This is a genomic window from Corynebacterium accolens (assembly GCF_023520795.1).
GTDB classification, from domain to species: Bacteria; Actinomycetota; Actinomycetes; order Mycobacteriales; family Mycobacteriaceae; genus Corynebacterium; species Corynebacterium accolens.
Genome location: NZ_CP046605.1, coordinates 2214810 through 2236250, shown reverse-complemented (window position 1 = coordinate 2236250; position 21441 = coordinate 2214810). Strand labels below are relative to the sequence as shown.

Here is a 21441-nt window from a genome sequence, read left to right as displayed (position 1 = left end):
GCTTGGTTCAGAAATAAAACATTTTATTCTTCCCTTCGGCCAAGCTCAGCGCCCTTTCCAGAAAAACGTGCTGCGTGAGCTACCGCGGTTGCCTAGTGTGTGAGCTCATGAACCCAACGACGAACCTGCTGGATGGTGGACACTCCTTCCGCGATCCCCATATCTCGCCCGAAGGCACGCGCGATACCGCGCCGCTTCCCGCCGAGGTGGCCGCGCGCAATGAACAGCTAGTGGACACGTGGGCGGATAAGCTCTACGCCGAATCCGCAGAAAGCATCACCGAGTGGGCCGCCGAGCACGCCCCCGGCCGGTTAGCGGTGACGATGTCCATGGAAAACACCGTGCTGGCAGAGCTCTCCCACCGCGCCGGGCTCGCTGCTGACCTGCTTTTCATCGATACCGGCTGGCACTTCCCGGAGACCCTCCAGGTGGCCGAAGAGGTGGATAAGCGCTACCCGGATCTCCCCCTAGTCCGCGTGCTGCCGCTGCTGAGCCCCGAAGAGCAAGACGAGGTCTACGGCCCGCGCCTGTACGCGCGCGATACAGCCGCCTATAACCGCATGCGCAAGGTGGAGCCGCTGAACATGGCCATGGATCCTTATGCAGGGTGGGTGACCGGCCTGCGCCGGGCCGATTCCGAGCACCGCGCCAATGCCCCAGCGCTCAGCCTGGACCGCACTGGGCGGTTAAAGATTTCGCCGATCATTACCTGGGACTTGGACGATACCGATAAATACATCGCAGATAATGACCTCATCATCCACCCGCTGACCCTGCAGGGATACCGGTCCATCGGCGATGCGCCGTTGACCTTCCCGGTCGGCGACGGTGAGGACGCCCGCTCCGGGCGAGTATTTGCAGATGGCAAGACAGAATGCGGGTTACACGAATAATGAGCATACTTTCCCCACACCTACAAGACCTAGAAAATGAATCCATCCACATCCTGCGCGAGGTGGCCGGGCAATTCGATAAGGTAGGCATCCTCTTTTCCGGCGGCAAGGACTCCGTCGTCGTATTCGAGCTGGCCCGCCGCGCCTTCGCCCCGGCCACGGTGCCTTTTGAATTGCTCCACGTGGATACCGGCCATAACTTCCCCGAGGTCATCAAATTCCGCGATGACCTGGTTGCGGAATCCGGTGCCCGCCTCCACGTCGCCCACGTCCAAGACTGGATCGACAGCGGCGAGCTGCAGGAACGACCCGATGGCACCCGCAACCCGCTGCAGTCGGTGCCGCTGGTAGAGAGCATTGCCAAGCGCGAGTACGACGCCGTCCTTGGTGGTGCCCGCCGCGATGAGGAGCGCGCCCGCGCCAAGGAACGCATATTTTCCATCCGCGATTCTTTCGGCGGCTGGGATCCGCGCCGCCAGCGCCCCGAGCTGTGGGATCTGTACAACGGCGGCAAGATGGCCGGCGAAAACGTGCGCGTGTTCCCCATCTCCAACTGGACCGAATCCGATATTTGGGAATACATCGGCGCGCGCGATTTAAAGCTGCCGCCCATTTATTATTCCCACCAGCGCGAGGTCTTCAACCGCGGCGGCATGTGGCTTTCCCCGGGCGAATGGGGTGGGCCGAAAGGCGATGAGCAGCTAGAAACCCGCACCGTGCGCTACCGCACCGTCGGCGATATGTCCTGCACCGGTGCCGTCGACTCCACCGCCTCCAGCCCCGATGAGGTGCTCGCGGAAATCTCCATTTCCACCCTGTCTGAGCGCGGCGCCACCCGCGCCGATGACAAACTTTCTGAATCCGCCATGGAAGACCGCAAGAAGGAAGGCTACTTCTGATGACGACTACCCTCGCGCCGAATGTCGGCGCCCTCAAACAGCGCGATACCCTGCGCCTGTGCACCGCCGGCTCCGTTGATGACGGCAAATCCACCTTCGTCGGCCGCCTGCTCTATGACACCAAGTCCGTGCTCGCGGACCAGGTCGAGTCCATGGAGCGTTCCTCCTCCGATCGCGGCTTCGACGGCATGGACCTTTCCCTGCTTGTCGATGGCCTGCGTGCCGAGCGCGAGCAAGGCATTACCATCGACGTGGCTTACCGCTACTTCGCTACCGATAAGCGCACCTTCATCCTCGCCGATACCCCCGGCCACGTGCAGTACACCCGCAATACGGTCACCGGCATGTCCACCTCGCAGGTGGTGGTGCTGCTTATCGATGCCCGCCACGGCGTTGTCGAACAAACCCGCCGCCACCTCAACGTGGCCGCGCTCCTGGGCGTGCGCCACGTCGTCCTCGCAGTGAATAAGATCGACCTCGTGGACTACGATGAGCAGATCTTCCGCGATATCGAGGCCGAATTCCATAAGATTGCCCAGCGCCTGGACATTACCGATACCACCGGCGTGCCCATTTCCGCGCTCAAGGGCGATAACGTGGTTGAGCGCTCTACCACCATGGATTGGTACACCGGCCCCACCGTCCTCGAGGTGCTCGAGACCATCCCCGTTGCCATCGGACGCGCCGATGAGCTGGACTTTCGCTTTCCCATCCAGTACGCCATCCGCGAGCACGCCACCGATTACCGCGGCTATGCCGGCCGCGTGAAGGCCGGGTCCATCGCCGTGGGCGATACGGTGCACCTGCCCGAAGGCCGCACCAGCACCGTCACCCAGATCGACACCGCCGATGGCCCCGCCCCCTCCGCCGCCGTCGGCGATTCGGTGACGCTTCTGCTTGCCGATGCCATCGATCTCACCCGCGGCGATCTCCTCGCCGGTGCCCAGTGTCCCCCGGCCACCCGGGAATTCGATGCCACGGTGGTAGGCCTTACCGAAAAGGACCTGAAACCTGGCCAGATGCTCAAGCTGCGCTACGGCTCCTCCCTGGTCAAAGCCCGCATCGCCACCATTGCTCGCACCTTGGATCTCGATGGTGTGGCCGACGTAGAAGCCCCCGAGGCCGTGGTCATGAACGACATCGCCCACATCACCATCCAGACCCAGGCCGAACTGCCCGTGGAGGACTACGCCGCCCGTGGTGCCGTGGGCAACTTCCTGCTCATTGACCAATCTTCCGGCAATACCTTGGCCGCCGGCTTCGTGGGGCACCGTTTGCGTTAGCAATGCGAGCACGGTGACTCCACGGGTACTCCTCCAGGCGGTGCCCGGTCACTCTTCGTGACCGCCACGGCTCCTAAAAGCAACCGCGTTCTTGTAAATTTCGCCCCTATTTTTAGCCAAACGCGGTTGCTTTGTGGATTGTTGACGAGCGCGCCGCGAAACCGCCCCTCGCCGATGACCACGCGAGGTGCAGGTATTGTCGCAGGCATGGAAAATTTATCTGGACGAACCCTCTTTGTAGCGGCCGTGGACGCCGAAGCTGCACACATTCCGGACGGTGAAGCGCTGCTTATTACCGGCATCGGCACGGTTCCGGCCGCGATATCCCTGACCGAGGTATTGGCAGAGGCTCGCGCGCACGACGCTTTGCCCGAGCGCGTGGTCAATATTGGTACGGCAGGCGCGCTTGTCGATGGCATGGATGGCGTCTTTGAGATCAATAAAGTAACCAAGCACGATTTCAAGCTAGACGTACTGACCGATATCAGCCGTTACCTCCTGCCAGAATTCATCGAGTTGGAGACTTCTGGTGAACTTCCGGCACGGGGGCTGGCCACCGGCGACATGTTTGTCTCCACTACCGCCCTGCGCAACGAATTGGTCAAAAAATCCCAGCTATGCGATATGGAGGGCTATTCCGTCGCGGCCACCTGCCAGCGCTTCGGCGTGCCCTGCACGCTGCTCAAGCAGGTTTCTGATTCCGCGAACGAGGAATCGATGGGCACCTGGGCTGGTGTCTTAGATCGCAGCGCCCGCCAGCTTGCCGCAGCCGCAGCCGAATTAGGCTTCTTGCGCTAACAATCTTTTCAGTTATCCACCCGCCGTGAGTCGAACGAACTGGATGTAGATCAAGAGAGGCCCGCTCAACGTCATTTTTGCAAGACGATGAGTGGGCCTCTTGGCTAAGGAGCAGCTTTCCGGTGTAGTCCCGTGATTAGTTCAAGGCACGCCGTCCAATAAACACAGCTGCTGCCGCTACAACACTGGCCAACAGGGCGAGTCCTCCTATGCCGCGACCGCCGGTATAGGGCAGATCGCCTTTGCGGATATCGGCTACTTGCATTACGGAGTGGTTCGGTTCCTTTTTATCTTTCTGGATAGAAATCTCCGGGTACTGTTCAGCTCCTCCCTCAATCTGAATCTCTGGTTTCCCAGATTCTCCAACGGCGATGTTGAAGTAGATGGGATGGCTAAGCAGCTGGTAGCCAGTAGGTGCTTGTGTTTCTACAAGCTCGTAGCGATTGCCCGGTTGAAGGTCGAAAATCCTCGTTGCGCCATCGCGCAGAACCCCTACTTGTTCGCGGTTATCCCCATCTACTTTATTAAGCGTAAATTCGGAACCTGCTAGTGGTTGCGGGGTATCTTCGAAACTGACTTTCTGCACGGAAAGATCAATTTTTACGGGAACGGTATCATTTTCAATCGTGCAATTGACGATGCCCCGGAATGGAACATCCACGCCGAATCCTGGTCTTTCGGCATGATCAATATTGCGCACCTTGGCGTTCGTAGTCTTCCAGGAGTTACCGTCTTGTACACGAGTCGTGCATACAGCATTCTTGCCGTTCTGCTTGTGGAGCCTATAGCCAGACTGCTGATGCTCAACTACGGTGACGGACTGGCCCTTCCTATTTTCTTGATTCAAGGACCGCCCGTAGCGTCCGTCTTCATCGGTTTTATCAGTGACCTGTGCCTTACGCTCAGTTCCATCCTCGCCGTCGATGATGGCTTCTTGACCACCGTCAACGGAGGTATCAAAGGTCCAATCCTGTCCAGGTGAGACCGAGCCATCTTCGCCATGGACAAGCTTAGTCACGTTAATGGAACCAAAGCAGTCACTGAGGACTAGGTCATTGAGTCTATTCACCAAATTATTGAAGTTATCTACGGTAGTGACAGCATCCTCGCTGGAGATATCTGCACCGATGGACTTAGTATTACGAACGCCCGCACGCCAAACTTCTGGCTGGTTCGTAATATCGTATTCCGTGACGGTACTCGCATCAGTGGTATCCCACATCAAGACCTTGCCATTCTCGACAATATCCCGCACGAAATCCGCTTGTCCGTAGTAGCTCGGGTATCCATAGCCGTCCTGGTGAGGCCAGGGTTTTGATATACCATCTGTCACATTGGGTACGTTTGGCGTCTTCTGATTTTTAACTGCCCCCAAACCGAAGTAATCATCTTTCAGAATGTGCTCGTTAAATGGTTCTACGCCTACCATAACGGTTTCGATGCGTGTGCCGGATTCTTTGATCCGGTTAGCCGCGCGAACTGCGGCGGATAGATCACTTTGATTGATCAGGGTACCGATATCAAAGCCGTAAGGATAGTCTCGCCCGCTTGTGGTTGGAAGCCCATCGGAGATGAAGTAGACTACGTCGAACTCTCCCGAGGGGATCTGGTTAAGGCCGGCTTCATAATTGGTGCCACCACGACCATCGCGGTAAAAAGGTTCTGCGATGGCATTAACAGCGCTGCGCAGCTTTTGCACATCACCATTGTCGTTGAGGCTTAACGTATCTGTTGACATGCCGGGGACTGACTTTGCGCTTGAAGCAAAGTTATAGACCGCCATCTGGCTTCCTGTTCCCTGTAACGCGTTAATAACGCTTAAGCCGGCATCGCGGCTAGCAGCAACACCGGCACCATTATTTCGTGCGATGGAATCGGAGGTATCGAAAACTAGGGCAATCTTTCCCCCACAGCGCTTAGGCAAAGCGGGGTTTGGGGAAGATGCTGGCAGCCAGTCTAACTCGTGACGTGGCGTTTCTGGTGCGTTGATATCGATATCTGTTGCGTCGCGGTTGAACCACTCGGGAGCCTTGTGCCACAGCGTCATCTGGCAATTGGATTGTGTCACATTTAGTGGGATCCGGGCTTCGACATCGAAGGAGTCGATGTTTGAAGGAGCTCGTTGCATCTTTTGATTGAGCTCAAAAAAGATTCGGTTTCCACTTACCGTTAGCGTGTAATCAACGTCTTTTTTAAGCTCTGTCCAACCGGCCGCCCCGGAGCCGAAGCGGAGTTGCAGCCGTGGATCTGCGGTATTGATGGCATTAGTGAGGTCCCCGCCTCCGTTAAGAGCCACCTCGACTACGCTTACATCTTTGCCGCCATGCTTCCGCGTGTTTTCTGAATTGTCCCACCAAGTCTTTGCATACAGAAGGCCATCGTTTGAGGTGCAAGCATCCCACGTTCTCTTGTTTGGAAGCGCACGGTAATTTTTCGCCTCTGTAGGATTTCCAACTGCTGGGGGCTCTGGTGGTGCTAACTCGGTGCCTTCCATGGTCGCCGTCATACTAGACAACTTAGGGACATTTCTCTGTCCTGCCCGCCATTGGACAACAATTGGAGTCCCAGGCTGTACGTCTATGGCAGTCGGAAGAATTACGGTAAGCGTATTCGTAGATCTTCCGTTAGGGGAAATCCAGGACACAGGATACGAGGTACCATTGATGGTGAGAGCCTTGTCTGTATCAGCTGGATACGTAGAGAACTTCTCTGTGGTGTTAAGAGTCAGCTTCTTCATCGACATCGCTTGGGTGGCCGACATGTGAACCGAAAAAACGTTGCTGTATACAGTGCGAACGTTATTGATTGTCACCGGAGCTCGCACTGCAGATTGAGCATGAGCAGTCGGTGTGACGGAGTGTTCCGATTGGGTTGGGGTGACCGCTGGAACAGCCCCAGCTGTCAACATGAGGGTAAAGGCAGCTACTGCGCTTGTCCGCATTTTGCGGGAGAAGCTGTGCATTGTTGTCGTCCCTTTCATCATTGGTCACCTTTGTTATTTCGACGGATAAGCAGCATTCCGGCCGCGATGAGGCCAGCAGCCAGAACAAGGATTCCGAGTACGGAAGCGCCTGTTCGTGCTAATTGGCTGGGCTTTGGTTTCTCAGGACCTTCTGGTGGGGTATCAGCAGGCGTAGTTTCTGTTGTTTCGGAGCCATCCGGTCCCGGCCCCGGAGGCGTGGTGTCCTCAGGTGGTGGGGTCGGACTAGGCTTCGATGGAGTCGGAGTGGGGGTCGGTCGTGGATCGGGGATATCCGTTGGTGGAGGGACATCGCCACCGCCGTCGTCGGTTTTGGCTACTACCTTGAGATCGTGTAGCCAATTTCCCTCCTTGTCGGTGGCAGGAAGCACAACGATCATGGGCTGGATGTCCTTATGCTTCTCCCCGCTGCGTTGGGGAGGGGTTATCTCGATTAGGTATGCGCCCGCCGGGAGATTATCGAAGCGAACCTTGCCAGAATCATCGCTGGTCTCCTTCCTCTTTACCTCGGTAAACCCCAGATCACCTGCTTTTTGCGGAGTGAGGTTGAGAGCATCCGTATATCCCTGGTGCGTACGAATATCAAGGCCCGCTACCTGCGCCAATTCGAAGGTATAACCGCTTAATGCCCCTGGCGGTAGCTCGCCCTCTTTAACTTCATCAAATGGATTACCGGTGGGCAGAGAAATGGTAAGGGAATTGAGCTCTTGACCAATGGAACTGGGGTCAACCTGGGTGGATGCTGGGGCATACCCTGAAATGACTTTGGCATCAGCCGGTGTTGCAGGGGCAGTCATTGTCACGAGACATCCTGCGCACAGGGCTGCTGTTGCCCGAGCTAGTCTACGTTGCTTAAACATTTATGCTTCCTCTAGTGATACTGACTGACCGAATTTTGGCTTTTGCTTTTTGTTCAATTTGTACAGCCAGAAAGCGGCCGCAATGGCGATAAGCAATGCTCCAGCCATAAAAGCCCACATCCACCACGTCCAGTGGAGGCCACGAGGGGTAAAGGCCTGTTCTGCTTCCTCATCGAAAGGCACGCGCTCAGCAGTAACCAGCAAGCGATGGGAATTGACGCCATACGGCGTGCAGGTAATGAGGGTGACTTGGTCCTTGCCGGCTTCTGGCCGGAGAGAATCCGTCTCGTGCGGAAGCACCACACGGATGTCATTGACCTGGTACTTCATTTTTTCACCGGAGACACCAACATAGATTGGGTCTCCTTCTTTGACCTTGTTGAGATTGTCAAAGAGCGTGGCGTTTACCAGTCCGGTGTGGGCAGTTAAGACCGAGTGCGTTCCTTCTCCGCCAACAGGAAGATCAGAGCCGTACAAGTGCCCAACACCCTTCTGAAGGACGTCCTCACTGGTGCCGTGATAAACGGGAAGATCGACGTCAGCCGAAGGCACAACGAGTCGAGCCATAACGTCATGGGCATCTAATTCGGATAAGTATGCTTGGTAGTCAGCGTTATCCTCAGAAATACGCGTCAGCCAGGGATCGAGGATCGGACCAGCCGAATGAGTCTTGTTGTATTCCTGGGCTGCGGCGAATTGCTGGGCGAGTAGTTCCTTATCCGCATTATCGATGTCGCTGCTATAAGAATCAGCTGCGCGGAGCTGTTCCCAGTTATTGAGTTGTGTTACCGCCACTGGATAAAGCAAGAGCCCGATGGCAAGCAGCGCGAGGACAATGACGGGAACTGCCTTTTGCGGCAGTGTCTTCGATGTGTCCCTATGCTTCGCTTTGACCGCGGAACCAGAAGTACGCAGTACCATATAAAATTTCCTCACTCGCCAGGCTCGGCATGTCCTTTGTGGTGGTGTAAAAACTCGTGGAATCTGTTCCCTCGCCGAAGCGAGGGAACAGTCCACGTATCAGGGAGTTACGTGCCTGTATGCAGTCGAATTAACTCCCGGGTGCTCAACCGATGGTTCGGTTTAGCTTTCTTTGTTCGCGCGGCGAGCGAACCAGAGTGCACCGCCTGCTACCAGTACGGCGAGTGCGCCTAGGACGCCAATACCCATGCCACCGGTAAGCGGGAGCTGCGGCATATCGGAGCGCTCGTTTTCGATCCTTTTCTCTACCTGTGCAGGAGAAACAGCGCCGAGCGTGGCTTGGTCGGAAGTCAGCTTGAACGGGTAGACCTCACCGGTAGCAACAAAGCCGCGCGGGGCCTTGGTTTCTACGAGGCAGTAGGACTTATTGATCTGCTCTGCCCCATTTTCAATGTCGGTGACGTGAATACCATCGATAATTACATTGCCCTGGTCATCGGTCGTCCACGTAGAATTACCGTTGATGGAAATCTTGTCTTCCAGCTGATCAGCTTGCTGCTCGTTGCCGGTGCAGCGGTAGAGCTCAAATTCAGCACCCTTCAGTGGGGTATCTTTGTCTTTCTCGGTCTTTACTACCTTGACCTGGCCCCAGTAGGATTTGACCTCATTGGACTCAGTTTTGGTTTCTTCATCCTGGTTAGGGTAGTGCACGAATTGCTGGGCCTTGTTGACGGCGATGCCATCGGTGCCTGCCAGTTCCTTAACCTTGGCGGTAATGGTGAGGTCGACGGTGGTTCCAGCATTCAATTTCGAAAGCTTTGCCAACCCCTCCTCAGTGAACTCAACTTCGACTGTGCCGTCGTTTTTATTGATATTCAGGGAGTAGTCGGCATCTTTAGTCAGCTGGCTTTGATCTGACAGCTCTACGTTGGCATCAACGAGTTCAAGATTCTGGGTATCGATGGTATCCGTAAGACGGAAGCCGTTGAGCTTTTCGTTTTTCGGGATCACTGGTACGTTGCCGTGGACGACGTAGTCTATTGTGTCGCTGACGTTCTTGTCTTTGTCTTTGACTTCCTTGGTAACACCTGCGGTGGTGTTCTTCGGCTGAACTACAACATCGTAGTTCCACCCATTTCCGTCAGTATTGGTATAGGGTAGCGAAACGATAAATGGCGTGGAGGGGGCTACCTCGGAGGCTTGATAGGTATCACCGGTCTCGACGTCCTGAACTTCGTCCTCGATAGTTTCTGTGAACAGCCAGATGCCTTGCTTGATGTTGGAATTCGTAGAATTAAACGTCAGTCGACCATCTTCTCCTGTCTTGTCGGTCACTGTAATTTCTGTTAGCTCTGCGCCAAGCCTTTTGTAGTTGCTTGCGTTCAAATCACCCAAGTTCTTCGGATCTACTTTGCTGACGTCAAGGAGGGTACCAGTGAAGGTCGCACCTTTTAGGGAGTGACCAGTTACATTGGAGTCTTCCTTACCGGAACCGGGGTCGCCGATGCTGGTGGGATTGAGGCGCTTATCGATGGTCAGGGTCACCGGCGCATTCTCATCGATGACAGCAGCGGGGGCTGGGGCAGCCGGAGCACCATCTTGGGCCACGGCGGTTACTCCGCCCATGGAGAGCGTAAGTCCGAAGACGGCCGCAGCACTTGCGGACCGGATTAATGCAGTTTTCTTCATGCGTGAAAAGCCTTTCTTTGCTTAACACCCAACGTGTAGAGAGGGAATCTTTAGGCCAGGTGTTAATGACGACATCCAGGAAACGTAGATCTCGTTTACCCTGTACACACGGTAAGAAGACTAATATTTTCTGTACAAATTGATTGGAGTGTGATTGTCGTTACCTGTAAATATCCTGCATGTATTGGTTTTGTGATGTAGATGCCCCCCCCCCAAATGGGAAGACTCTTTGCATTTAAATAAGGCGCGGTGCACCTCGGAGGGAATACTCCGGTAGGTGCACCGCGTTGTGTAAAAGGGTCTTTAGGTGAGCGGGCTCATGGCCGCGAAAAGCTGCTTTACCTTCTCGCGAGGAGTCTCCTCGCGGGGGCTGTTGCTGTTGTCGTCGCCTTCGGAATCTTCGTCATCTTTGTTGTCCTTGGACGCGGCCTTGGAACCGGTGACGACCTCGATGTCATCGGGGGAGACCTCGCCGGCGCGCAGGGCAGCCATTTCTGCGTGGTAGCGCAGGACAACGGCGATGGTTGCGGCGACCGGCACGGCGAGGAAAGCGCCGACGATGCCGGCCAAGGTGGAACCCACGGTGATAGAAAGCAGGACGATAGCCGCGTGCAGGCCCATGGCCCTGGACTGCAGGATGGGCTGGAGGACGTTGCTTTCTACCTGCTGGACAATGATGATAAGCGCCAGCGCGAGCAGCGCATTGGTGAGGCCATTGGATACCAGGGCGATGATGACGGCCAGGGCGCCGGCGGTGACCGCACCGATGATGGGGATAAAGCCCGCGAAGAAGGTGATGACGGCGATGACTAGCGCCAGTGGGACCTGGAGGGCCCAGAGGCCGAGGCCGATAAAGACGGCATCGACAAGCGCGACTACTGCTTGGGCCTGAATGAATCCAGACAGCGTCTTCCACATGCGGGAGGTCAATTCCGTGATGTGCCAGGCGGCGGAGTTGCCGGTGTATTTGCGCAGCCAGGGCAAGAACCTATCGCCATCTTTGATGATGAAGAAGGTGATAAAGAGCATGATGACGGTGGCTACCGCAATGGAGCTGGCCATGGAGACCCCAGAAAGCACGCCGGTGGCAATCGTGGAGGCCTGGCCCTTGGCAAAGCTCACGATGTCTTGGAAGACCGATTGCAGCTGGTCCACCTCAATATCCAGCGGGGAATCATTGACCATCTTGGTCAGCTGCATAATGCCGGCTTCGGCCTCATTAATAAGCACCTTGGACTGCGCGGTGACCATCGGAGCCATGGCAGCAAAGATGCCGCCGAAAATAACCACTAAGCCCAACAGCGTCGTGACCGCTGCCAGGGTGCGGGGAAAGCCTACGGACCGCAGCCAGGCGGTGACCGGATACAGCACCGTGGATACCAGGATGGCCAGGATAACCGGCAGTAGGCCCACCCAAATAAAGCGCAGCAGGAAGCCCGCCAGGCCAAGTCCTGCCGCGATGAGGATAAAGCACACCGAAATCTTGGCCATGCTGCGGAAGTCTTTCGCCAGCACGGCGGATTTATTATCGCGATCGGCGGGATCGGCGGTGGCTACCTCAGCGCCCAGCTGGGATTCATCGGGGGAGACCAGCGGCGCGGCGTAGGGGTTTTTCGCATCGGCCTTGCGGTTGACGGCGTTGTCCTCAAGCGCCGAGGGGTACTGCGCGCGCTGCGCCGCGTCCTGGCCCGAGTGCTGCCCCGCGCCGTGAGGGGAATGGTTTTCTGGCGTAGTCATTCATCTACTATGCCACAGGAAACCACCTAGAGATAGCGCCGGAAAAGCGGAGAAAAAGGTAGCGCCCCACCCAACTCCCAGCAGGAAGGGGAGAAGGCGGGGCGCTTAGTCGGTATACCGTGAGGACGGCAACTGGCGTATTAGTCGCGCAGGTTGCCCACGTTGCGGATGATGCCGAAGCGGTGCATGGTCACGGAGACTGCCTGCTCGAGGAGGTAAGGCATGAGCTCACGGCGGCCATCGGCAAGCACGGGCTGATCCAGCACCACGGAGTTGGAGCGCACCGCTGCCTCGTAGACGGAATCCGGCACGGTGCCCAGGGCACGCACGCGGGAGGACTCGTCATTGGCCACGGCGGCGGCGAAGGAACCATCAGAAATGGACTTCACGTCGAAGCCGAGCTCCTGCAGCTGGGCGGCAACCTCTGGGGCGGCGGAGATTTCCGTCTCGGTGCCGGTAATGCCGGAGGCCAGCACCTGGCGGGCGACATCGCGCAGCTTGTAGTCCTCGCCCACGCGGATGCGCAGCTTGGTCAGCAGCGGGCGGTAGCGGAAGCGGTTGGCCTCAGAAACCAGCGCGGTGCGGTCGTGGGTGCGGCCGAATTCCTCGAGCCACGCAATCCGGTCCAGCTCGGCGGAGCGCCAGAGCCATTCCAGATCGTCCTTGCTGAGCTCATCAGAAAGCTCATCGCGCAGGCGCTCCAGGATCTTCACGCTGGCCGGGGCGATGTCTACGTCGCGCGGCTTGAGCTCGCCATCGGTCCAGGTACCCATCTGGGCCACGTAGTTCGGGCCGCCGGCCTTCGCACCCGGTCCCATGACGGACTTCTTCCAGCCGCCGAAGGACTGGCGCTGGACAATCGCGCCGGTAATGCCGCGGTTGACGTAGGCGTTGCCCACCTCAACGTTGTCGATCCAGTACTCGATTTCCTTGTCATCCAGGGAGTGGATGCCGCCGGTCAGGCCATAGCCGGTGCTGTTTTGCCAAGCGATGGCCTCTTCCAAGGTATCGGCGTACATGATGCCGAGGATGGGGCCGAAGCACTCATTCTTGTGGTACCAAGAACCCGGCTGGACATTATCGCGAATGCCTGGGGACCACAGGGTGCCCTCTTCGTTGAGCTTCTCCGGCTTCAGCAGCCACTTCTCGCCCGGCTCCAGCTGGGTCAGGCCGCGCAGCAGCTTCTCGCTCGGCTTTTCAGCCAGGCCGTTCATCGTGGTGGTGATGTCATAGCCCGGGCCAGGCTTCAGGGTCTTGACGGAATCCAGCAGCTGCTCGCGCAGGCGCTTGGACTTGCCCGCAGCGCCAACGAAAATCACCAGCGAAGCGGCCGAACACTTCTGGCCGGAGTGGCCAAAGGCGGAGTTGTACAGGTCCTGGATGGCCAGGTCCGGGTCGGCGGCTGGGGTGATGACCAGCGCGTTCTTACCGGAGGTCTCTGCCATGAGGTTCATCTTGGGCTTCCAGGAGCGGAAGAGCGCGCCGGTATCGGAGGCACCGGTCAAGATGATGTTGTCCACGTCATCGTGGGAGAGCAGGGCCTTGCCGGCATCGCCTTCATCAGTCAGCACCAGCTGCACCAGATCCGGGTCCAGGCCTTCGGCTTCGAGTGCGGTGCGGAAGGCTTCAACCACCATCTTGCCGCAGTGGACTACCTGGGGAGCAGGCTTGACGATGACCGCCGAGCCCGCCGCCAAGGAGGCCGCAATGCCGCCAGTAGGAATGGCGATGGGGAAGTTCCACGGCGGGGTCACCACGGTGACGGTGTGCGGGTGGAACTCGGAGTGCGCCTCTTCCAAGAAGCGAGCGGACTGGCCGTAGTAGGTGCAGAAGTCAATGGCTTCCGAGACCTCAGGGTCAGTCTGGGTGACCGTCTTATTGGCCTCGTAGGCTGCCACGGAGATGAAGTCTCCGCGCTTGGCGGCCAGCTGATCCGCGACGGCGTCCAGGGCCGCGGCGCGCTCTGCGGCGGGGCGCTTGCCCCATTCGGTGCCCAGTTCCTTGGCGCGAGCGACGTAGCTTTCCACGGCGGAGGGGTCGGTGACCTCTTGGACGCCGTGCTCACCAGGGTCATTTGCAAGCGCGCGCTTGGCCCAGGTGCGGTTCGGGGTAATTGCCGGGTCCGTATCGGGCTCGTTCCTGAAGCGGCCGGAATCCGGTGCCTGGCGCCCGGAATCCTCGAGGCGGTTCTGGGTGCGGCGCGATCCAGCGAAGGTATCCCAGCGCTTGGCCACGGCCTTGCGGAAGGTCTCTTCCTGGCTTGCCAGCGGTTCCTCGCCCGGGGCGAAGAGGGCGTAGAGGAAGTTCTGCGGCGCGGAGTTCTCCTCCAAGCGGCGCACCAGGTAGGACACGGCGACGTCAAAGTCATCCGCGTGCACTACTGGGGTGTAGAGGATCTGGCGGCCCTCGTAGACCTTGCGCACGGCTGCCTGCTGCGCCGGGGACATGCCCTGCAGCATCTCAGAATCCAGCATGTGCAGCACCCCGCGCTTGACGCCCAGCTCGTAGGCCATAGCGGCGGTGTACAGGTTGTGGCTGGCCACACCGATGCGGATGCAGTCCGCGAATTCCTCCTGCAGGATGTAATCCAGCAGGCGGTAGTAGTTAGCGTCAACGTCCAGCTTGTTGGTGTAGGTAGCCAGCGGCCAGTCGTGGACTTCGCTTTCGGCGGTCTCCATGGACAGGTTGGCGCCCTTTACAATGCGCACCTTGACCTTGGCGCCGCCTTCTGCCACGCGCTGCTTGGCAAATTCCGCGATGTCCTGGAGGGCATCGAAGGTATCGGGCAGGTAGGCCTGCAGCACGATGCCGGATTCCAGGTTCTTGAACTCCGGCTCGCTCATCAGGCTCTTGAACAGGCGCAGCGTCAGGTGGAGGTCGTGGTATTCCTCCATGTCCATGTTGATAAAGACCTGCGGGTTGCGGCGTGCGGCCTCCTGGTAGAGCGGGCGCAGGCGGTCCTTCAAGCGCTCTACGGAACTGCCGATGTCCCAGTTATTCAGCTGCGCCACCATTGAGGACGCTTTGACGGATACGTAGGTCACGCGCGGGTTTTTAATGAGCTCCAGGGTGCGGCGCGCGCGGGACTTTGCTTCCTCTTCACCGAGCACGGCTTCACCCAGGAGGTTAAGGTTCAACTGCTCGCCAGAGGCTGCGGCCTTTTCCAGGGTGTCATTGAGCGCATCCGATTCCGCATCCAGCACCAGGTGGCCGACCATCTTGCGCATGTATATGCGGGCTACCGGCATGACCAGGTTAGGCAGGATGGGGCCGAAGAAGCCGCCGGCGCCAACGAGCGCGCCATTGATGCTGCCCAGGAAGGAAGGATCGTACTGGGAGGAAATGTCCTTCAGCGCCTTGGCCGCGACCTTGTCATCCTCCGGGCGCATGACGCGGTCCACGAAGTCCATGGTGAACCGCACACCATTGTCATCACGCAGCAGCTCCGCGAGCTGCTCGGTGGCCTTGTCCTTTTCATCTGCGGTGGAATCGAGCCAGCCTTGCGCGCGCTTAATGGCGGCGGGCAGTACGGCCTCAACATCATCAGATAGTGGCGTGCGGGTGTATGCGGGAGAAGTCATGTGAAATTCAACCTCTTTTTCGAAACGTGTACTTCCAGGTTGGTGGCCAACCCACACCGCGGTGTGGCCTTTATGCTGTGACTTTTAGCGCCGGTGGCAGAAAGTGGCTGGTAAGTCTATGGAAATGAGAAAGCATGCGGGGCGTTATACGCCGCACACGTGGCAATGAGTGGAACACGCGGAATGCGCGCGCCGCTGCTCGGTGGTTTACACCAAGCGAATCAACAAGCCATAGTGCTGACGGTATTAGTGACCGGGGGCCTGTCGCTATGGCGGCGGACGCGTGCCAAGTTGGTGTTCAACACTCACCTGCTTTCTACGAAGTGACGATATTAAAAAAGGGTGAGCACTCTCTGTAGTAAAAGTGCAATGCCCTTTATGTTCCAGAACGGGATATAAGTACCGGGAACGGCATAAATCCGCTGGTACGCAAGGATTTTTACCCCTTTGCTGTTAACCTGATTATAGGGGTGGAAGGAACGTGACGCTAGTCTCGTTTGCAAAATCACACTCGGGGGTAAAAACAGAAAGCTTAACGTGCTGGGTACAGAGTTTTAGGGGGTAGTCGCTGCCTAGTGTTAAAGGTGCGCTTTCTCCGAGATTAACCGTGTTAAAGACTGTCTGGCGAGGTCAGGGCCGTGCAGCGATCTGGGGTAAATGGGCCAAGACTGTATTTCACCCAGATCGCCACTCATGCGAAGTTGATATGTGTCCAACCTTGTACATGAGGTACACGCTTTTCACAGCTCATGTTAATGTTCACGGCTGAATTTTAAGCATTCTCTAGCCCCTATTCATCTACTTGCCAGAGGTTTCCATGAGGACTTCCAGAAAAGCTTCCACGAAAGTAATGGCGTTGCTTACTGCTTCGCTCCTGACGGTAGCGGGGGCTGCGGTAGTAACCCCTACGTCTGCTAATGCCTTCATTCCTGACGCGTCGCTAGAGGGACCGTCTCACGGTGACGACCTGGGGCACGGCCCCAAAACGGCCAGGATTACTTTGGACACGGATAAAACCAAAGTAAAGCCTGGTGAAACCGTCAATGCCCACATCGAAATTGACGGTACGGCACCTTATCCAAAGTCGGGAAAATGGAAATATGGCGAGTCTGATATCACCGCAGTTTTGTTTGAACTGAATGTTAATCCGAAACTGACCGTCAAATCGGTAGATAAGTTGGACTTCAAGTGGAGCGACGGTAAGAAGCGGGAGCTTACCCAAGCTCCGACGGTGGACGAGCACAACACTATTGCTTTTGAATTTGCAACCGGCGAGCTTCGCCCTGGGTTTAAATCGACCACTCCCTTTGGCGCCGACACTTCTCTAAGCGTCGATATTCCTGTCACGGTTAACGAGACTGTCAAAGATGGAGAAGAACTCGGTGTGACGGTAGCGACCGAAATCGATATCCGCCCGACGTTGGACTGGACGTACGGGAAATGGGAAATGAACGAGGTAAACGGTCGCGAGGTGGACAATGCTGCCTGCTACCGGGATGCGGAAGGTACGCTTACCTTTGAAAACCCAGGCCGCTACGGAACTTGGATGGCCGATTTGTGGCTCGGGACTACTGCTGACCACTTCGAATTGAACGGTAAACCAGAATTTACGGTGACGGGCCCCAATGGAGAGAATCTCACCGATAAGGTTTTCCCAAGTGACGCTTATCCAAAGCGTACCCTGAACCCGCAGGCTAAGCCGACCATTTATACGGGTGCCGACGGTACGGATCTGACAAACTATCGTTGGCTCAGCCGCTATGAATGGAAGTTCAATGAAAAGGGCTCCGCCGGCGATGTATGGATACCTGAAGGCTCTACCATCCACGTTAAACAACGGGTGAGGTCTACTAATTGCTCATTCAATCCCAGCAAGGACCACTTCGGTGTCAAGGTCGAAAGCCGAAATGCGCATCTATTTAAACAAGATGTTGCGAGTGCCGCGCTGACCGTCGATGAAAACCCTGAGGCGCCTACTCCAAGCGAGACCGAACCCAAGCCGGATACGGAAAAGGAGTCGGAGCCGTCTTCTACCTCTTCTACTCCGTCTACGGAGGCGACGACTACCTCGGATTCTCCTGAACCGTCGGAGCCAACGGAGCCATCGGAACCGTCAGAGCCTTCGGAGACTACGCCCAATGAAGATGGCGAGACCACGGTAACGACCACGGAACCAGAGACCGAAGACCCTGAGCCAGAGCCCGAAGAGGATCCTGAGCCATCTTCTCCTTCGTCTACTACATCTACGGAGGTGACGACTACCTCGGAGACTCCTGCTTCTTCGACTACGGAGACGACCAAGACGACTACGCCGACGTGTAAGCCATCGGAGTCTGAGTCCCCTAAGCCATCGGATCCGTCGGAGCCGTCCGAGCCTTCGGAGCCAACGCCTAGCGAGAGTGGCAAGACCACAGTTCCTTCTACGGAGCCTGAGTCCGAGGACCCGGACTGCGAGCCTTCGGGAAGCCCTGAGCCTACGCCTTCGTCCACCACGACGCCGACGTTGCCGCAGCCATTGCTCCCAGTGCCATTGCTGCCGTTGGGAAAGAACAAGGATAAGGAACCGAGCACGACGCCGGACAAGCCGAAGTCGAGCGAGCCTCAGGGAACTGAGCCGCGGGAACCCGGCACGCAGCAGGAGACCACCCAGCCGCAGAACGGTTCGCAGTCTCATGCCGCCACCAGCACGACGGCTGCAGCCCCTGCCAAGGGTGACCACTCGCAGCGAACCACTGGCCTTGCCAATACCGGCGCGTCTGTCATTGGACTGGTTATTGCCGGAATCATGGCTATTGCAGGCGGTCTCTTCCTGGTGCGTAGGAACCGCAACGCTTAAGAAAGCTAGTGGCAGTTACCCAGCACTGCCGGCTTCTGAGAAGCTGACTTAGAAGCGGTCAAAGCAGCGCCCTCGCAACGCGTACGAAACGTTGCGGGGGCGCATTGTGCTGTGCAGGTGCGTTCTTAAGGGAAGCCCCTATTTTCCGTAACCGGCTTTCAGTGCTTTAACGGCGAGTTCGAGGCGAGATTTTGCGTGGAATTCGCTGAGCAGGCTGGAGACGTACTTCTTGACGGTGCCGGCGGCATAGTGGGTGCTGGTGGCAATTTCCTCATTGGATTTGCCCTCGCAGACCAGGTCGAGGATGCGCTCTTGTGCCGGGGAGATATTGGGCGTTTCCGGTGCGTGGGCCGGCGCGGCGGCCGCGTCGTCATCGTCGGTCTGCAGCTCCGGCATCTGCTGGAAGAGGCGCGTTAAGGATTGCGGGGCTACGACCGTGCCGCCGCGCACCGCCTCCCGGACCGTGTCTTGGATATAGGCGGGCTTGGAGCTTTTGAGGATATAGGCTGCGGCCTTGTGGGACATGACCTCTTTGAGGGTGTCATCGTTATCCATCGCCGTCATCGCGATGAAAACTGGGGGATCCTCCAGCTTGTTGATCTCGCGCAATAATACGGTGCCATCCATTTCTGGCATGTGAATATCGGCGATAACCGCATCGATGTCGTTGGTCTTTAGCTGCTCCAGGGCGTCCTTGCCGTTTTCTGCGGTGGCGCTGACCTCCATGTCCTCGGCGGTGGCAAAGTAGTGGCCTAGGGCCTCGAGGACGAGGGGGTCGTCATCGACAAGCAGCAGCGCCGTTTTTACTCGAAGCACCATGGGGCCGGGCAGCCGAAGACGAGTTCTACGGAGGACTCGTACTTGGTGTTCTGGGGCAGATCGCCGGGCGTGAGATCCGCGCCGAACAGGGAGGTGGACATCATTAAGGGCGTGAGGATACTAGCGAGCGCGGTCTGCATGACCAATCTCCTTGTCATAAAATCTACGTCAAAATAAGCAAGGCATAGCTTAATAGAAGGGGGCGCGACCCTGCCATGCGGCGTGGCATAATTAACGCTCCTTATGCGCCGAAGGCGGCAGAGATAGGGTGAGCTCCCAGCGCTTGTCGGTGCCCCTCGCATCCAACCTGGCATCGATAGTTGCTGCGATGCGCTGCATGGATGAAAGCCCAATGCCTGACGATGTCTCCGCCGACGTGCTCGTGGGCTTCGCAATGGGATTGCTCAGCCTAAGCTGCGTCCAGCCCATGTGCGGACGCGCCGAAATGGCAATCTCGGCGCCGGGAGGCGAGTACTTCACGGCGTTCAGGCACGCCTCGGTGGTAATAGCGGCGATGGATTCGAGCACCGTGGGAGGAAATTCGGGGCAGAAATCGTGCCCTCTAATGTTGACCACTGGGCGGCGATTGAGCTTGGAGAGCCGCTCTTCCTCGCGGCTAAGCAGCTGGGCAAAGCTGGTGGGTGGGGCCAGCGTCCCAAGACTGGTGGCCTCAGTGGCGCCCTCAATATTGGTGCGTAGTACTTTGGTGAGCGCGCGGACCTCGGACATGGATGCACGCATGGCATCGCTAAGCTCAGTAAGGCGTCGGCTAAGGCCAGGATCGTTGGCGTATTCCAAGCTCAGGGCCTCTAATTGCATGGTATTGACCGTCAGGCTGGAGACCACGGAATTGTGGAGGGTTTCGGCCAAGTCGGTCTGGCGGCGCTTGACGTCGTTATTCCATTCCACCATCGCCTTCTTGTAGCGCTTGGCGGAATGCGCCAGCGTGCTGCCGATAAGGGCGCTGACGCCCAAAAGCATGCCCCAGACCAGCGCGGGCGCCGGGAGGAAAACCAGCCGGTGCGTGCCAGGATCGATAAGGCCGACACCCCAAAATGCCAAGAGCAGGAAGAAGGTCTGCCATTTAGTGCCATGAAACGCGAAGACGGCGAGGAAGACCGGGGCGAGGAATACGCAACTGGCATAGGGGATGCCCACCGTGAGGATGGCAGCGACCCAGATGCCCAGGAACGCCACCGTCATGGTCTTGGGGTAGCGGTACACAGAGGCGGTGATCGCCGTGAGGATGAGCCCGATGATGGCCGCGGATAGCTGATGCTCAGTTGGGGTGAGAAACGCTGCGAGCAGGGTAAGCGCTACGCACAGTGCGGCGATTAATGCTGCGGTGCGCTGGAGGGTCATCGCCGAGCGGAGGCGGTGATACAGCGGTGGGCGAGGGGCGTGGGTCACGGCGAGAAGTTCGCTTTCTAGACGCTGGGGTGAAGGTTGACGTGCGCGTCTAGTGTAAATACAAACGCATATCTGAGAAATAGGGTGCTAAAACAGTTAAACCCCCTGCACCTTCTGGCTGCTTAATCGTGCAGCTTAATTGCGCAGCGCATGCCGCGCGGCACAGAAGGTGAGGGAGGTTTAGCTGGTCTTCATGAAGGAGTGTGAAACGCTACCGAGCGTTTTAAGCGCTCGGGGGTTTAAGCGTTTGCGGCGGTGGCGGTGGTGGCAGCCTCTTCAGCCGCAGCGGTGGTCTCAGTGGTGGACTCTACGCTGCCTTGGGAGGACAGGCCCTCAACTACAGAGGACAGGCCCTCAGAGTTGGAGTCGGACTGAGAAATCAGCCCAACAATGCCCTTGGCGATCTTAACGACAGTATCGAAGTCAACGGCGGAGCTGAGGTGTACAAGGGTATCGAGCATTGACATTTCCTTTCATGTCGGTGGGGGAAGTGAATCTACACAACAATCATTCTCTGGAGAGCAACCGAGCGGCTGCCGTGGTGTCCAGTATCTGCGAGCGGGCGAGGGCTGACAATCCTCTTTGTGCCCCTTTCTTTGGTAACTTTTGGCCACCTTTGGGGCGCTTTTGGGGTGCCGTGTGGGTGACTTTGGGATCTGTGGGGCCCTCTGGAGGAAGAGTTTTTCTTTGTTGTGTATCTGAGGAAGCTGGGATGGTGGACCACCTTTACAACCT

General features: G+C 57.6%; 15 protein-coding genes. 5 read left to right on the top strand and 10 right to left on the bottom strand.

Going from position 1 to position 21441, the window contains the following annotated elements:
• Positions 1-107 precede the first annotated feature (107 nt).
• The 4 genes from CACC_RS10535 (at position 108) to CACC_RS10520 (ending at position 3873) form a co-directional block, all read left to right on the top strand.
• On the top strand, positions 108-893 hold the full coding sequence (locus tag CACC_RS10535) for a phosphoadenylyl-sulfate reductase (protein WP_005279367.1): 786 nt from the start codon (positions 108-110) through the stop codon (positions 891-893).
• Positions 893-1792, top strand: coding sequence for a sulfate adenylyltransferase subunit CysD (cysD, locus tag CACC_RS10530; protein ID WP_005279369.1), 900 nt, complete (start codon positions 893-895; stop codon positions 1790-1792). Before CACC_RS10535 ends, cysD begins: the two co-directional genes overlap by 1 nt.
• On the top strand, positions 1792-3075 hold the full coding sequence (locus CACC_RS10525; RefSeq protein ID WP_005279370.1) for a sulfate adenylyltransferase subunit 1: 1284 nt from the start codon (positions 1792-1794) through the stop codon (positions 3073-3075). Before cysD ends, CACC_RS10525 begins: the two co-directional genes overlap by 1 nt.
• Positions 3076-3282: 207 nt before the next feature.
• Positions 3283-3873 carry a nucleosidase gene (locus CACC_RS10520; RefSeq protein WP_005279372.1) on the top strand — a complete coding sequence of 197 codons (591 nt, stop codon included), beginning with the start codon at positions 3283-3285 and terminating at the stop codon, positions 3871-3873.
• Between the two features lie 136 nt (positions 3874-4009).
• Here the strand turns inward: CACC_RS10520 and CACC_RS10515 are convergent, their stop codons facing one another.
• The 6 genes from CACC_RS10515 to CACC_RS10490 all read right to left on the bottom strand — a co-directional run bounded on the left by CACC_RS10515 (position 4010) and on the right by CACC_RS10490 (position 15641).
• Positions 4010-6379 carry a SpaA isopeptide-forming pilin-related protein gene (locus tag CACC_RS10515; protein ID WP_237799589.1) on the bottom strand — a complete coding sequence of 790 codons (2370 nt, stop codon included), beginning with the start codon at positions 6377-6379 and terminating at the stop codon, positions 4010-4012.
• A 473-nt stretch (positions 6380-6852) separates the two neighbouring features.
• Complete coding sequence (locus CACC_RS10510) at positions 6853-7650, bottom strand: pilin N-terminal domain-containing protein (protein WP_005279375.1); 798 nt, start codon at positions 7648-7650, stop codon at positions 6853-6855.
• A 63-nt stretch (positions 7651-7713) separates the two neighbouring features.
• Positions 7714-8634: a class C sortase gene (locus CACC_RS10505; protein ID WP_005279378.1), complete on the bottom strand. Its 921-nt coding sequence runs from the start codon at positions 8632-8634 to the stop codon at positions 7714-7716.
• Positions 8635-8796: 162 nt separating this feature from the next.
• Positions 8797-10323, bottom strand: a complete 1527-nt coding sequence (locus tag CACC_RS10500; RefSeq protein ID WP_005279379.1) for a SpaH/EbpB family LPXTG-anchored major pilin — start codon at positions 10321-10323, stop codon at positions 8797-8799.
• Positions 10324-10626: 303 nt separating this feature from the next.
• On the bottom strand, positions 10627-12060 hold the full coding sequence (locus CACC_RS10495) for an AI-2E family transporter (RefSeq protein ID WP_005279380.1): 1434 nt from the start codon (positions 12058-12060) through the stop codon (positions 10627-10629).
• Positions 12061-12200: 140 nt separating this feature from the next.
• Positions 12201-15641 carry a bifunctional proline dehydrogenase/L-glutamate gamma-semialdehyde dehydrogenase gene (locus CACC_RS10490; RefSeq protein ID WP_005279381.1) on the bottom strand — a complete coding sequence of 1147 codons (3441 nt, stop codon included), beginning with the start codon at positions 15639-15641 and terminating at the stop codon, positions 12201-12203.
• Positions 15642-16767: 1126 nt separating this feature from the next.
• Between CACC_RS10490 and CACC_RS10485 the strand changes: the two genes are divergently transcribed.
• Positions 16768-18477 carry an LPXTG cell wall anchor domain-containing protein gene (locus CACC_RS10485; protein WP_249852942.1) on the top strand — a complete coding sequence of 570 codons (1710 nt, stop codon included), beginning with the start codon at positions 16768-16770 and terminating at the stop codon, positions 18475-18477.
• Between the two features lie 138 nt (positions 18478-18615).
• Here the strand turns inward: CACC_RS10485 and CACC_RS10480 are convergent, their stop codons facing one another.
• The 4 genes from CACC_RS10480 to CACC_RS10465 form a co-directional block, all read right to left on the bottom strand.
• Positions 18616-19296 (bottom strand): response regulator transcription factor, encoded by a 681-nt coding sequence (locus CACC_RS10480; protein ID WP_005279383.1) that lies wholly within the window; start codon positions 19294-19296, stop codon positions 18616-18618.
• Positions 19281-19436 (bottom strand): hypothetical protein, encoded by a 156-nt coding sequence (locus tag CACC_RS10475; RefSeq protein WP_023018046.1) that lies wholly within the window; start codon positions 19434-19436, stop codon positions 19281-19283. Before CACC_RS10475 ends, CACC_RS10480 begins: the two co-directional genes overlap by 16 nt.
• A 91-nt stretch (positions 19437-19527) precedes the next feature.
• Positions 19528-20706 carry a histidine kinase gene (locus CACC_RS10470; RefSeq protein ID WP_244262157.1) on the bottom strand — a complete coding sequence of 393 codons (1179 nt, stop codon included), beginning with the start codon at positions 20704-20706 and terminating at the stop codon, positions 19528-19530.
• A gap of 239 nt (positions 20707-20945) precedes the next feature.
• A complete protein-coding gene (locus tag CACC_RS10465; RefSeq protein WP_005279387.1) occupies positions 20946-21167 on the bottom strand; it encodes a hypothetical protein in 222 nt (73 codons plus the stop codon).
• Positions 21168-21441 lie beyond the last annotated feature (274 nt).

Bases quoted from the DNA above. Each gene is read 5' to 3' on its own strand.
- CACC_RS10500 (WP_005279379.1), bottom strand. From the start codon at position 10,323: ATGAAGAAAACTGCATTAATCCGGTCCGCAAGTGCTGCGGCCGTCTTC.
- CACC_RS10520 (WP_005279372.1), top strand. From the start codon at position 3,283: ATGGAAAATTTATCTGGACGAACCCTCTTTGTAGCGGCCGTGGACGCC.
- CACC_RS10495 (WP_005279380.1), bottom strand. From the start codon at position 12,060: ATGACTACGCCAGAAAACCATTCCCCTCACGGCGCGGGGCAGCACTCG.
- CACC_RS10515 (WP_237799589.1), bottom strand. From the start codon at position 6,379: ATGACGGCGACCATGGAAGGCACCGAGTTAGCACCACCAGAGCCCCCA.
- CACC_RS10510 (WP_005279375.1), bottom strand. From the start codon at position 7,650: ATGACTGCCCCTGCAACACCGGCTGATGCCAAAGTCATTTCAGGGTAT.
- CACC_RS10475 (WP_023018046.1), bottom strand. From the start codon at position 19,436: ATGCAGACCGCGCTCGCTAGTATCCTCACGCCCTTAATGATGTCCACC.
- CACC_RS10535 (WP_005279367.1), top strand. From the start codon at position 108: ATGAACCCAACGACGAACCTGCTGGATGGTGGACACTCCTTCCGCGAT.
- CACC_RS10480 (WP_005279383.1), bottom strand. From the start codon at position 19,296: ATGGTGCTTCGAGTAAAAACGGCGCTGCTGCTTGTCGATGACGACCCC.
- cysD (WP_005279369.1), top strand. From the start codon at position 893: ATGAGCATACTTTCCCCACACCTACAAGACCTAGAAAATGAATCCATC.
- CACC_RS10525 (WP_005279370.1), top strand. From the start codon at position 1,792: ATGACGACTACCCTCGCGCCGAATGTCGGCGCCCTCAAACAGCGCGAT.
- CACC_RS10490 (WP_005279381.1), bottom strand. From the start codon at position 15,641: ATGACTTCTCCCGCATACACCCGCACGCCACTATCTGATGATGTTGAG.
- CACC_RS10465 (WP_005279387.1), bottom strand. From the start codon at position 21,167: ATGCTCGATACCCTTGTACACCTCAGCTCCGCCGTTGACTTCGATACT.
- CACC_RS10505 (WP_005279378.1), bottom strand. From the start codon at position 8,634: ATGGTACTGCGTACTTCTGGTTCCGCGGTCAAAGCGAAGCATAGGGAC.